The following is a 12772-nucleotide window of genomic DNA, read 5'->3' as shown; positions in this document are numbered from 1 at the left end:
ATCAAAAAAGAGCGAGAATATATCCTTGCTCTTTTCTTTTTCTCTATTGTATAAAAATATTTAGGCTATAAGCTCCTCTCCTATCCTAAATACATCACCTGCACCCATTAAAATAACCACATCTCCATTTCCAATTTCCTTTTTCAAATACTCGGTGCATTTTTCTAGCGTTGAAATATGGATAACTTTTTTGTCTGGACTTTCTTTTAGAATGGCTTTTACGAGATCTTTACTATGAATTCCTCCTTGTTCTTCTCTGGCTGAACCGTAAATATCGAGAATTATTAATTCATCCGTACTTTCAAAGCTATTTACAAAATCATCAAAAAATCCCTTTGTTCTTGTAAATGTGTGAGGATGAAAAACAGTTATTATATTCTTGTTCTTATAATTCTTTTTTACTGCCTCAAGTGTAGTTTTTATCTCTGTTGGGTGATGGGCATAGTCATCTATTATGGTTGCTCCTCTATAAGTTCCCATCACATCCATTCGCCTTGTAGTTCCTTCGAACTCTCCTAAATATTTTCTAATTGTGAATAAATCAACTCCCAACTCAATTGAAGTTGCTATAACTGCTAAGGCATTATAAATATTATGTTTTCCTATTAAGTTTATTTGAAAATCTCCAAGTGAACTATCGCTCATTTCATCTTCATCGTCACTATATTCAACTCCCATTTTAACTCTAAAATGCTGAACTCCTTCATTTTCTTTAATATCAAAAGCCACATAATCAGCTGATTCGTCTATTCCATATGAAATTACTTTACATTTTGAATTTACATAAGCCATTCTCCTAATAATTGGGTCATCGAAATTTGTAACCAAAAATCCTTTCGCCGAAATCCTTTTTATAAAATTAATAAAAACCTGATTATAATCTTCTTGAGTTGGAAAATAATCAGGATGGTCGTAATCAATATTGTTAAGAAGGGCAATTTTAGGATTAAAATGTTTTAGCTTGTTTTGATACTCATCAGCTTCTATTACAAGTAAATCTGATTTACCGCTAATACTTGCTCCCCCAAACTGGGGCACATTAGAACCAACCATAACACTCGGAGATTTCCCAGCCTTATCGAGAACAAATCCTAGCCAGGCGCTCGTTGTTGTTTTCCCATGACTCCCAGCCACTGCTATCCCATAGCTTTGGTTAAAAATAGCCCCTAGGGCTTCCGCATATGTAAGAGTTTTTATTTTACCAGTTAGGGCGGTTTTTACTTCAATATTGTCTTTTTCGTTATAGGCCGTAGAATAGATAATTAAATCGGTATTTTTTGGAATATTTTCACTAGCAAATTCTTCAGAGACCCCTATCCCACAATCAGCCAGAATCTTGTCAGTCATAAAGACCTCCGTGGTATCTGAGCCAGTAATTTTTTTATCAAGGGAATGCAAAAATTGTGCTAGCATGGTCATGCCAACGCCTTTTATTCCAATCATGTAAATATTTTTTGTTTTATCTATATCAATCATTATTATATTTTTTAATTATCCAATACTTTAAAACAGTAATGGGCCTATCAAATCCTCCACCCAGTGAAGTAAAAGGGCCCGCCCTCCGAAGCTTTAGCGTAGGAGGGTCAATTTTTCTATGATTTCAATCATTTTTTGATTAGTATTTTTCTTCATTACTTCATTAATATTACTACTCAAAATTTTTCGTTTACCTTCGTCATTTAATAGTTCTTCTACAGAAATAATTAGTGAGTATTTATCTAATTTTTTCTCATCAAGAACTACGGCAGCGTTCTTCTCTCTAAAAACTTTTGCATTTTCTTCCTGATGTGAATTTGGCATTGGGATTAAAATACTTGGCTTAGATAAAAATGAAAGTTCAGTTAAGACACCAATCCCGCATCTAGAAATTACAATATCCGAAATTGCATAAGCTTTGGCCAAGTCTCTCTCTTCTAAAAACTCAAACTGTCTATAGTTATCATTGTCAATTTGTTTTTTAATTTTTCCCTTGCCTGCAATATGAATTATTTGTATTTTTGAGCATAAATTATTTAGAGTTCCATAGACTATTTTATTTAGATTAGTAGCCCCAGTTCCTCCTCCAATTACGAGAACAGTTGGAATAAGACCATTAAAATCAAAATATTTATGATTTTTTTCTGTTTTTAAGGTTTCCCTAACTGGATTCCCTGTCCAGACTGCCTTTTTACCATAGTCACGCAAAGATTTCTCAAAAACTGTAGTAACCACTTTTGCCGATTTTGACATCAGTCTATTGGCTAGGCCTGGGCGAATATCTTGTTGATGAACAATAACCGGAATACGCAAAATACGGGCTGCCCAAACAAGAGGCACAGAAACAAATGAACCTGCTGTTATAATTAAATCTTGCCTTCTAAACAAAAGAAAGTAGAATGATTCTAAAAATCCAAAGAAGATAAACATTGGATCAGTAAAATTTTTCCAAGAAAAATATCTTCTCAATTTTCCACTATGAATATATCTATATTTAATTCCTTTTTTTTCAACCATTTTTTCTTCTGGACCGTTTTTTGTCCCAATCCACCAAAAATCATATTTTTCTCTATCAAGAGAATCATAGATTGCCAAGAGAGGGGTAACTGAACCACCTGTTCCTCCTCCTGAAAATAATATTTTTATTTTTTTATCCATACAATTAAAAATAGGGTACTCTATAGAGTACCCTATAGAGTACCCTATTACCTGATTATTATCTTAATTTAGTTTGTTTTGAAATGTTTACAAGTATCCCAACTGCGATTAGAGAAGCTAGCATAGCCGAACCCCCGTAACTTATAAAAGGCAGGGGAACTCCTGTCATGGGCATAAGATTTATTATTCCTCCTATGTTAATAATAGCCTGAACTGAAATCCAAGTTACAATACCCGTAGCTAGAATACGTCCATATCCATCGGGTGCTTTTTTGGCTATCATTACTCCACGATAAAATATTACAAAATATAGACCTAGGAGAATCACTCCAAATAGCATCCCTGTTTCTTCTCCGATAATTGCAAAAATTGAATCACTGCTCACCTCAGGTAAATATGAAAATTTTTGTCTAGACTCCCCAAAGCCACGTCCCCAAAAACCACCAGAGCCAACCGCTATTAAAGACTGATTTATTTGGAAACAAACATCATCAGGACTGTATCCTGGGTCCATCATACATTTTATTCTATCCATTTGATAGGGTCGCATATTAACCATTAGAATAAACCCAAGGAGACTAAAAAGAAAAATATAGGCGATATGTCTTTTGCTTCCTCCACCAACATAATAAATAATCAAAGAAGTAAATCCTATTATAAAAAGTGTGCCGAAGTCTGGTTGCAAAAGCATTAATAGGCCAATGAAACCGAGAACTAAAACAAAGGGGCCAATCCCCTCGGAAATATTTTTCAAGCTCATCCCTCGCCTATCAAGCCAAGCAGACAAATAAAGCAAAAAAGATATCTTAACAAATTCTGATGGCTGGAGAGAGAAACCAAAAACATTTATCCATGACCTTGCCTTCCCGTAACTAGCGCTAAGACCTGGAATAAATACTAGAAGTAAAAGAAATATAGAACCAATCAAAAACCAACCAGCATAGTCTTGCAATATTCGATAATTTAGTCTTGAAAAAATAAAAAATGCGATAAGACCAATTCCGATTCCAAACAACTGATGATTGAAATAATAATAAGTATTTTTGAAGTCTAGATATGCTTTCGCTGATGAAGCGCTGGAGAGCATAATAAGACCAAATAAAATCATCACAAAAACACTCCCTATTAAAATATAGTCAGGGGCATGTTCTCTTGGACCAGCGCCAAGGAGACGTTTAAATTTTTGTATTAATCTTCCCATTTATAATGAATGATCAAGTAAGAATATCATTATTCCAATAACTGCAGTCATCCCCGAAACTATCCAAAAACGAAAAACTATTTTTGGTTCAGCCCAGCCCTTCGCCTCAAAATGATGATGAATTGGTGCAGACAAAAATATTTTTTTGCCTCCACGTAACTTTTTAGATCCAATTTGTAAAATAACTGAAACAGATTCCAAAACTAGGACAAACCCAATAATAGGTAGTATTAAAGCCGTGTTTGTAAGCATGGCTATTACTCCGAGGGTAACTCCAAGACTCATTGCACCAGTATCTCCCATATAAAAACGAGCAGGGATTACGTTAAACCACAAGAAAGCTAGTAGAGCGCCAACAATGACTCCACAAAAAGTAGCTAATTCATATTTCCCCATTGAAAAAGAAATAACAGCATAGGAAGCAAAAGAAAAAAGAAGCACACCCCCGGCAAGTCCGTCCAGGCCATCGGTTTCATTAACAGAAAATGAAGTTGCAACTATTACAATTATAAATATTAAAATATAGGACCAACCAAGAGTAAAGTCTCCCAAAAAAGGGACGTGAAAAACATCCCACCCAAGCTTAAAATAAAACCAGAAAGCTCCGACGATCGCGATGAAAGTATAGATTAATAATCTGTGGCCCATGCTAAGTCCCCCTCCGCCTCGAACACCAATACCTCGAACATCCAGCCAATCATCAAAAAGACCGATTAGGGCCGAAGCGACTAAAACGCCTAGGGGAAGAAGAGTCTCTGCTCTATTTAGAAAATTTAGATTTTCAATAAAACCTCCCGGAAAAAATTTGGCTAAATAAAAAAATAGGAGTGAAAAAATTAGCACTGTAACCCATATCAAAACCCCTCCCATAGTTGGAGTCCCTGTTTTGTGAGCATGCATTTTTGTATAAATAGGAGTATCACCGCTTGATCTTATTTTTTTTCCCAATTTATACTTATACAAAAAATGAGTAAAAAGAGGTGTCCAAAAAATAGTAAAGACAAAAGCAGCGGCAGTAAGTAAAAATATTCGTATAATGTAGAAATCTTGCATATAAAGTAATATTTAAATTTTTATTTGAAATTAGCTAGGTATATAGAAACAAGACCTATTAATAGATATACATTGGAAATAAGAGCCGGAAGAAGTAAAAAATTACCCAGGAATTTAGAATTTTTTAATTTATAAATGCTCAACAGTAAGGAAAAATTAATAACAATAATAAGTAGCCCTAAACTAGGCAATATAAAAATATTGTTGGCATTTCCTATTAAATTAACTCCAAACTCAACATTGTAATGAAGAGCGATTAGCTCCCTTGTCTCTGGCAATATATTTGAGAAAATATAATAAGAAAATAACCAGTTGATTCCATTAACAGCTATAAAAAAAACAAAATATATTTTAACATAAAGGAAGCTAAAAACACTTGATATCTCCGACGTAAAATAATCCCACCAAGAATAAGCGAGATCAATAAATTTTGAAATACTTTTATTAAACATTATCTTGATTATACAATCTTCTAAATTAATAATCAATGCATGAAAAATACACTCTTGTTTGCATAAAAGCTAGTAAAGTAAAAATACTAAGCCCTAAATTCTAAAGCCCAAACAAATTCTAAAAATTAAATGCAAACATCAAAACTCTTTTGAATTTATTATTTGTTTAGAATTTCGAATTTAGGATTTAGGATTTAATATCATGGTAATTAGTCAAAACATTTTGTGATTTTTCTTCCAAGATTTTTTGATTACTATTATTGAAAAATAAAAGTAAAGGTTGGAAAAAGTCTTCTAAAATTAAACAAGGGAAATTTGCAATTTTTTCAGCATTGTAAATTCCTAGTTTCTCCATTTTTTCTTTCGGCGATATTCCATTTAAGCCAATACTGTAGCTAGGGCGATGATTGTAATAGATAATCCAAAATTGTCCTTCAATCATAAACTCTGTTTTGTCATTGATTTTCTCACCTCTAGGACAGTAGAACTCTTCATCATCAACTCTGTGTGATCGTTCTACAATATTCTGTTTCCACTTAACTCCTTCTGTATCATAGGCATAAGCATTGTATTTTTCTAATTCTTCGTTCCATATCTCCTGTTTAATTTTTGAGCCAGAGTAGAATTCCATCCCCATATCTACCTGAATATTTATTTTTGTTCGTATTCCATGTGACCTCAGCCAACTAATAACAAATAGCAAGAATTTAAGTCCAAAGGTACTAGAACGATTATATGACCAGGCCAAAAACCTGGTTTTTGTTTTAGCATCAATTATCGTCCATTGAATTTTTGGTAATTGCTCACCATACTTAAATTTATCGTATATGTCTTTTGGTAGAGCATGTTTGTCTGCAATGGTTTTGGTGTCATATTGCAAATATTCAAATGCTTCAATTTCATCATAATTATACAAGGATCTCCGTTCACCATTAAAAGTCCGTATTTTTCTAGTTTTAAACTCATTTCTCTTGTGAACTCCTTTAATTTTGCCCAATGAATAAATATTCATATCAAATCCTTGTCTAGCTAAATTACGATACATTCTTTTTGGTCCCCATTTTTTATCTTCAAATTTTTCAATAATCAATTTCTCTTCATCACTGTCTTTTTGAATAGCACTTTTATTCCTAAGTGGCGCTCTTGATTGATGGGCAAAAAATGAAAATAGTGACTTTAGCTTCTCTTCAGAGATGTGTAAGTTTTTATCCTTTAAATATTTCCATATTTCATTACTGGGATCATGAACCTTGCAGGCTCTAATTATCCCTAGAACGGTATTTTTGTGGCAATTTAGGTATTCACTGATAGCATTTTGTTTCTTGCTTGAAGCAAAATACATACGGGCAATTTTGAATTTAGTCATAATCTCACCCTCAACTTTGCAATTTTCTTTGTAAGACATTACAATTGAACAAAAGGACATGAATTTAGTTTTAATAGTTAGTTAACACCACTATTTTAACTCATGTTCTTTTTTTATTAAAATATTAAAATCTTTTTCAATCTCAAAATAATGCCAAAACATTGAAAGGCAAAAATATTTATTTCTGAAATACTTTAAAAATTTACGAATAATTATCTTCTGCCAAATCACATTATGTATTATACCTTCTATGCATGGTCGAGTGCAAACCATTGACAAAAGATGATAATAATTATATAGTATTTTGAACAGCTCTTTAAAGAATTATAAAAAAGCAAATAGTAACAGTGCTGAAAAGCAAAGGAGATAAGGATGAAAACATTAAATATATTGTTTGTAAAGCCACTTGTAAAATTTCCCGTAGGAGATAAGCAAGAAATTGGTATTCCTCTATCATATTTGAATTTAGGTCAATATTTGAAAGAAAATTCAAATCACAACTTTGAAATTCTAGACTACAGATTGCAAGCACTAGAGACAGGAACAACGAATATTAATCCAGAGGATGACTTCAGGAATTTTGACGTCATAGCTATTGGTTCTTCATCTAGTGATTTTCCAGAAACTGTCAGGCTATTCAAAATTGCAAAGCAGCTAGGGAAAATTACAATACTTGGGGGAATATTTCCAACTCAAAACAGAGACTATTGCCTAGGGCACTCATCAGTCGATTATTTGGTTTCAGGGGAAGGTGAAATCTCATTTATAAATTTATTAAATGCATTTTCAATCAGAAAAATAGACTCCGTTTATCTGGGAAATATTCCTGGTGTCTCCTTCATCAATGACCAGGGTGAAATTATTCACAATAAAAAACAGCAACTCTTATGTGTGCTTCCGGAAATTAATGTCCAGACATACGAAAAGCTTCCGTTGGATGTTTACCGAAAATATACCAATGCCCATGTCATGTGCAGTCGTGGATGTCCCTTTGCTTGTAGTTTTTGTAGCGTTAGTAAGTTTTGGGAAAGAAAGTATAGAACAAGACCAGTTGAAAACATTGTTAAAGAAATGCGATTCTTAAAGGAACGAGGATTCAAACGAGTCCACCTCAAAGACGAAACCCTAACCGTTAAGGATAGCTATTCTCTGAATCTTTTCCAAGCAATTGGAGAAGAAGGTCTTGGTCTAGGTATCAAGTTAAAATCACGTATCGATGGGATTGTAGACAACAAGCTTCTCGAAACTATGATTTTTGCAGGAGTGGATTATATTCACTTTGGTGTTGAAACCGTAAGTGATAAACTACTAAAAAAAATCGACAAGGGAGGTAAAGTTAATTCCGCCATGATTGCCAAGGTATTGAATAATGTTTTGGAGCATGGTTTAAAAATCAATCCGATATTCATTATCGGGATTCCTGGCCAAACGATTGAGGATTTAGAAATTACTTTGCAATTTTTAGAAAGCCTTGGAACTTACCCTCAGACTGTTGTTTACGGAACTTTTTGGACACCCCATCCACAAGATGGAATCTTTCCGCTTGAAAGTGGCAATGAGTTGTTTGTAAACGACTTGAATCGCTTTACGCATAAACAACCAGTTGCTTGTCCAGAAAGTCTAACAAGAGAACAATTGATTTGGGGATTTGACCAACTTGCCATTAGAACAGGTAATCGCAATGTCAATCCACTTCTTGACCCTGAATACAAAGAGCGATTTATCGCGAACGAGGTTATTAATGACATCAAAGTTCCTATTTGCATATAATTTAATTTAATCGCCAGGACTAATTATCCTGGCATTCTAAAAGTAACTATTTTAAATATTTATAATTAATCTTTTCATATGAAAGAATTTGAAACAAGAATCCTAAACATCAACAAGGAAGAAATCATAAATAAACTCAAAAAAAGCGGAGCTGAAGAAATCCATTCTGAAGCTTTACAAAAAAGATACATCTTTGACTACCCAAGTCAGTCTCTAAGAGAGAAGAATGCCTGGGTTAGATTAAGAGAGGTAAATAACATCATTGAACTAAGCTATAAGCAAAGAGGTGATGAAAATGATATTGAACATACAGTTTTAGTAGACAACCTTGAAGAAACGATAAATTTTTTAACTTCAATTGGTTTGGTTCTAGAAAATTATCAGGAGAATAAACGTGCAAAATACAAATATGGTAAAACTTTTTTTGACATAGATACTTGGCCGAAACTCAATCCATACATAGAGATTGAATCAGATTCCAATGAAAATGTTGATAAAGGCTTAGCTTTGCTTGGATACGAAAGAAAAGATACATCTGATATTGTAGGAGAAAAGCTTTACGCATCAATCGGGATAGATTTAAAAAAAATCAAGGAATTAAAATTTTAATATATTAAAGGAGATTAAAATGGAAAATTTAACTTTGAACCTTAAAAATAAAATAAAACAATTAGCAGGGAATAAGGATTTTTTACACCACAAGTGGTTTGTTAAATATCATTTAGAGATAGCTGAAAAGATAGCCTTGGAATTATGTGATATTTACAAGGAAGCTGATATTGACTTAGTGATGGCCTTGGTGTGGATGCATGATTATGGGAAAATAATCAACATGAACGATCAATACCAAGAAACACAGCTAAGTGGGGAAAAACTACTTTTAGAACTTAATTTCCCTGAAGATTTTTCCCAAAAAGTGATAAATTTAATTGAAATTATCGACTCAAAAGATTCTGATAAAATTCTAGCCGCTTCGATAGAGGTAAAAATAGTATCATCAGCTGATGGAGCTTCTCATTTATTGGGACCATTCTACCATCTCTGGTTCTACGAAAGTCCGAAAAAAAGTATTGAATCGCTCTTGGAAGATGCTTCAAGAAAAATTCGAACTGACTGGGAGAATAAAATAGTTTTACCAGAAGTTAAGGAAAGTTTCAGACATTACTTTGAAGTTATGAAGTCTGCAAACGGCATACTACCAGAAAATTTTCTTAATAACCAAAACCTTTAATAACTATTCACTAGAAGAAAAGGATATATAATGGAAGCTAACAAACTACGTAACCAAATTTTTGAGGCTATTTTATCGAAGTGTAGTAGCAATATAACTGAAAGTCGCCAAATATACAAAGACGCCCAGAATAGAGCTAATGAAGAAGAGGGTGCAATGCATTCTAGGTATAGCACCTTCAAGGAAGAGGGCCAGTATCTCGCAGAAGGTCTGAAAAATAAGTACAACAAGGCTACTGAAAATCTTGAAATTTCAAAGGAAGCAATCTTATACTTTAAAGCATTCAAAGATAACGGCAGGGGACGAGTTGGATCTATAATTGAAATAGGAGATAAAAATGGCATAATTGAAAAATATTTTTTGTTTCCTACCTTGGGTGGAGAAAAAATTAATGGTCTTAAAATTGTTACACCCGCTTCTCCTTTGGGAAAAAAATTATTAAACAGAGAAGAGGGGGACGAATTCACTCTTAATATTTCAGGGGTGAAAAGAGAATGTGAGGTGATAAAAATTGAGTAATCTATTTATTGCTATAGAAGGAATTGATGGTTGCGGGAAAACGACAGTTACAAAAAAATTAGCTGAAAGACTCAAAGGAATTTGTTTTAAAACACCAAGCGGTTTTTTAGCAAATTTTAGAAAATACTTTGAAAATGCACCCGCATTAATAAGATTTGCATATTTTATTACAGCAACGATTATCTCGTCTTTTGAAATAAGAAAGCTCTTGAAAAATGACCATGTTATATGTGATCGCTATATTTATTCAACGTGGATCTACCATATTGTATATGGGTTAAGGTTTCTTCAAAATATTCCTCTTGATAAGATCCTTCCAATATCAAAACCTCATATTACCTTTCTCCTGATAGTTAATGAGGAAGAGCGCAAAAAAAGAATTTCCGAAAGAAAAACTACAAGAAAAGATCGTGATTCAGAAACACTAGCCCTTGTTCAAGAAAAATATTGTTCATTTGATAATTTAGTTAAAATAAACACCGTAAATTTTAGTGCAGATCAGGTGGTTAATGAAATTTTAACCTATTTATAATTAAGCCAGCAAATAGCTGGCTTTTATTTTATATTTTTTGCTATATTGAGTTCCCAATAAGTCCCGAGCATTATTTTTATTGTTGACGTTATTTTTAAGATTGTATTTTGGCTACCTATTAAGAGTCATCAATAATAATAAGTTCGAACATCGTTCAACATCCTGAGCAGCATTGACAAAGGTCATAACATGTGTTATGATTTTTTGTTGTGGTATATTCACAGAAAAGTAATTGGAAGTAAAACAGAAAGAGGAGGTAAAAAAATGGAAAGAAAAAAGAGAATCACGAACAGATTGATGGATTTAGAGCATATGCTTAAAAGAAGAACAAGTTCAACCTTAACAGAAGAAGATGCAAAAAACTTTTCATTAAATTCACCAGAAACCTGGCAGGAGTTGCACCATGAAATTGGCTGGGGTCCTGATTTCATTCCTAGGAAGATAAAGGGGTCAGAGAAGATAAAGGGGTCAGGTACCTTTTATCTCTTTGGAGTATAGACTTTAAGTATAGATGGAAGTTTAGGATGGAAAATGGAGAAAGATAAATATATAACAATATTGTGGTTCGTCGACGGTGGACTGTGGCGGGGTGGAATATAACAAAAATGTCAAAATACAAGACTTGACCCCATTATCTCGTTATTGTTCATTAAAAAAAATTCAAGAAACATATCTATATTTTTGTTATCGAGAGAAAGCATTGGGCAATCTCTGAAAAACACAACAGACTAAAAGGAGAGTGGTTATGAAAAATTTTTTAACAGTTATTTTAGTGTTATTTGTAATGTCTTTGGTTACTGGATGTCAGAAGGACGCTCAGATAGCGTCACGGAATTTATCAGAGGCCGCTGATATGTTCGAGATTGATCGACGAATTGTATTTTACAATGGTATCACGGGAGAATATATGCTCTCAATAGAGGGGCGATGTTCAATCGAGGATCAAGGTAATCAGCTGGAGGTTACTTGCAAGACCGCTAAGAACGAATACAAGAAACATTTTCTTGGTTTGTCTGACAACGTGACTTATTTCGCTGAACAGTTAACGTTTGCGGATGTTAGTGTCTACCACCACCGCGTGGTGTTCAAGCCGCAGTCGATTCTTCCTGACATAGATTTTCGTGGTGATTCTTCAGAATTGGGCGGTGGCGCTGATGATGGATATGAAAAATAGTATTATCTAATTGCTCATAAGATTAATTAATAAAGCCCCATGTAGTAAAACTACTTGGGGCTTTTTCTTTTACAATAAACAGATTCTAACATAGTCCACCTCCACCGGCGCAAAAGGACCGTCTGAATAATGGTTCTTTTTTATATAGGATTTTGTAAAAAAGTTCCCACTTCGACCAGGGTGGCGAGCAAGACAAAACATAACATTAATGCTACACTTAAAATACAATATCCGTGATTAAGCGGAAAATATTGCTCTAACTATTGAGCACGGACTCGAACTTATTCTGTCATTTGATTCTTTCTATTAGTGACTATTTCAAGAACTCGGGTCACTAAAATTATGAATAAAAATATACAACAAGGAGCACAAGGTTTTAATGGCCTTGGCATTGCTCCAAAAATTCTTGGCATTTTAACAGAGCTTGGGTATTTAGTTCCCACGCCTATTCAATTAAAATCAATCCCACATAGCCTTGAAAGAAAAGACACGGAGTTTGGGGTCAAGTCTTGTTTTTTGCATAGCCCCATTGGTTTCAACAGAAAGGAACACCAAATGAGTGACACTCCATATCATAAATTTCGAGAAGCAGCTGGGAGATCTGTGCAGAAATCAAAGGAAATCGGCGTAAGATTAATTAAAAAATTTGACCAAAGAAACAAGCAGTTAGAACAACCACTTAAGTCTGAAGTTCCAAGCCTCGAAAGGAGCTTAGGGTCAGGTCTTGTTCTCTGCATACATAGATTTAATGTATTGCTATATTTCATAAATAGAGTACCCTATAGAGTACTCTATGGGGTACCCTATATTTTTATTTATTAAATATTTGCTGAAAAAATA

The 12772-nt window shown here is 33.7% G+C and carries 14 protein-coding genes; 8 read left to right on the top strand and 6 right to left on the bottom strand.

The annotated features are described in order from the left end of the window. Positions 1–60: 60 nt before the first annotated feature. From murC to PF572_00640, 6 genes are all read right to left on the bottom strand, one after another. Positions 61–1476, bottom strand: a complete 1416-nt coding sequence (gene murC, locus PF572_00665) for a UDP-N-acetylmuramate--L-alanine ligase (protein MDA3839576.1) — start codon at positions 1474–1476, stop codon at positions 61–63. A 93-nt stretch (positions 1477–1569) separates the two neighbouring features. Further along, positions 1570–2634, bottom strand: a complete 1065-nt coding sequence (gene murG / locus PF572_00660; GenBank protein ID MDA3839575.1) for an undecaprenyldiphospho-muramoylpentapeptide beta-N-acetylglucosaminyltransferase — start codon at positions 2632–2634, stop codon at positions 1570–1572. Between the two features lie 58 nt (positions 2635–2692). Further along, on the bottom strand, positions 2693–3835 hold the full coding sequence (ftsW, locus tag PF572_00655) for a putative lipid II flippase FtsW (protein ID MDA3839574.1): 1143 nt from the start codon (positions 3833–3835) through the stop codon (positions 2693–2695). Beyond that, complete coding sequence (gene mraY, locus PF572_00650; GenBank protein ID MDA3839573.1) at positions 3836–4888, bottom strand: phospho-N-acetylmuramoyl-pentapeptide-transferase; 1053 nt, start codon at positions 4886–4888, stop codon at positions 3836–3838. A gap of 20 nt (positions 4889–4908) precedes the next feature. After that, a complete protein-coding gene (locus PF572_00645) occupies positions 4909–5340 on the bottom strand; it encodes a hypothetical protein (protein MDA3839572.1) in 432 nt (143 codons plus the stop codon). A 187-nt stretch (positions 5341–5527) separates the two neighbouring features. Beyond that, positions 5528–6706 (bottom strand): IS481 family transposase, encoded by a 1179-nt coding sequence (locus PF572_00640; protein MDA3839571.1) that lies wholly within the window; start codon positions 6704–6706, stop codon positions 5528–5530. 372 nt (positions 6707–7078) lie between these two features. Here PF572_00640 and PF572_00635 point away from each other — a divergent pair, with 372 nt between their 5' ends. From PF572_00635 to PF572_00600, 8 genes are all read left to right on the top strand, one after another. Then, positions 7079–8476 carry a radical SAM protein gene (locus PF572_00635; GenBank protein ID MDA3839570.1) on the top strand — a complete coding sequence of 466 codons (1398 nt, stop codon included), beginning with the start codon at positions 7079–7081 and terminating at the stop codon, positions 8474–8476. Between the two features lie 78 nt (positions 8477–8554). Further along, on the top strand, positions 8555–9085 hold the full coding sequence (locus PF572_00630; protein ID MDA3839569.1) for a CYTH domain-containing protein: 531 nt from the start codon (positions 8555–8557) through the stop codon (positions 9083–9085). 19 nt (positions 9086–9104) lie between these two features. Continuing rightward, entirely contained in the window at positions 9105–9707 is a 603-nt protein-coding gene (locus tag PF572_00625; protein ID MDA3839568.1) for a hypothetical protein, read from the top strand. 30 nt (positions 9708–9737) lie between these two features. After that, a complete protein-coding gene (locus PF572_00620; GenBank protein MDA3839567.1) occupies positions 9738–10226 on the top strand; it encodes a GreA/GreB family elongation factor in 489 nt (162 codons plus the stop codon). Next, a complete protein-coding gene (locus PF572_00615; GenBank protein ID MDA3839566.1) occupies positions 10219–10758 on the top strand; it encodes a dTMP kinase in 540 nt (179 codons plus the stop codon). The genes PF572_00620 and PF572_00615 overlap by 8 nt, the downstream gene beginning before the upstream one ends. 189 nt (positions 10759–10947) lie before the next feature. Next, positions 10948–11256, top strand: a complete 309-nt coding sequence (locus tag PF572_00610; protein ID MDA3839565.1) for a hypothetical protein — start codon at positions 10948–10950, stop codon at positions 11254–11256. Positions 11257–11503: 247 nt separating this feature from the next. After that, entirely contained in the window at positions 11504–11932 is a 429-nt protein-coding gene (locus PF572_00605; protein ID MDA3839564.1) for a hypothetical protein, read from the top strand. A 342-nt stretch (positions 11933–12274) separates the two neighbouring features. Further along, positions 12275–12754, top strand: coding sequence for a hypothetical protein (locus tag PF572_00600; protein ID MDA3839563.1), 480 nt, complete (start codon positions 12275–12277; stop codon positions 12752–12754). Positions 12755–12772: the final 18 nt, after the last annotated feature.

The sequence above is a fragment of the Patescibacteria group bacterium genome (genome assembly GCA_027858235.1).
In the GTDB taxonomy this organism is placed as follows: domain Bacteria; phylum Patescibacteriota; class Patescibacteriia; order Patescibacteriales; family BM507; genus BM507.
This window is presented reverse-complemented; position numbering and strand designations above follow the sequence as displayed.

Excerpts from the sequence above, each read along its gene's own strand:
- murG (MDA3839575.1), bottom strand. The coding sequence starts at position 2,634 with ATGGATAAAAAAATAAAAATATTATTTTCAGGAGGAGGAACAGGTGGT.
- PF572_00630 (MDA3839569.1), top strand. The coding sequence starts at position 8,555 with ATGAAAGAATTTGAAACAAGAATCCTAAACATCAACAAGGAAGAAATC.
- ftsW (MDA3839574.1), bottom strand. The coding sequence starts at position 3,835 with ATGGGAAGATTAATACAAAAATTTAAACGTCTCCTTGGCGCTGGTCCA.
- PF572_00645 (MDA3839572.1), bottom strand. The coding sequence starts at position 5,340 with ATGTTTAATAAAAGTATTTCAAAATTTATTGATCTCGCTTATTCTTGG.
- PF572_00635 (MDA3839570.1), top strand. The coding sequence starts at position 7,079 with ATGAAAACATTAAATATATTGTTTGTAAAGCCACTTGTAAAATTTCCC.
- murC (MDA3839576.1), bottom strand. The coding sequence starts at position 1,476 with ATGATTGATATAGATAAAACAAAAAATATTTACATGATTGGAATAAAA.
- PF572_00600 (MDA3839563.1), top strand. The coding sequence starts at position 12,275 with ATGAATAAAAATATACAACAAGGAGCACAAGGTTTTAATGGCCTTGGC.
- PF572_00610 (MDA3839565.1), top strand. The coding sequence starts at position 10,948 with ATGTGTTATGATTTTTTGTTGTGGTATATTCACAGAAAAGTAATTGGA.
- mraY (MDA3839573.1), bottom strand. The coding sequence starts at position 4,888 with ATGCAAGATTTCTACATTATACGAATATTTTTACTTACTGCCGCTGCT.
- PF572_00605 (MDA3839564.1), top strand. The coding sequence starts at position 11,504 with ATGAAAAATTTTTTAACAGTTATTTTAGTGTTATTTGTAATGTCTTTG.
- PF572_00640 (MDA3839571.1), bottom strand. The coding sequence starts at position 6,706 with ATGACTAAATTCAAAATTGCCCGTATGTATTTTGCTTCAAGCAAGAAA.
- PF572_00625 (MDA3839568.1), top strand. The coding sequence starts at position 9,105 with ATGGAAAATTTAACTTTGAACCTTAAAAATAAAATAAAACAATTAGCA.
- PF572_00620 (MDA3839567.1), top strand. The coding sequence starts at position 9,738 with ATGGAAGCTAACAAACTACGTAACCAAATTTTTGAGGCTATTTTATCG.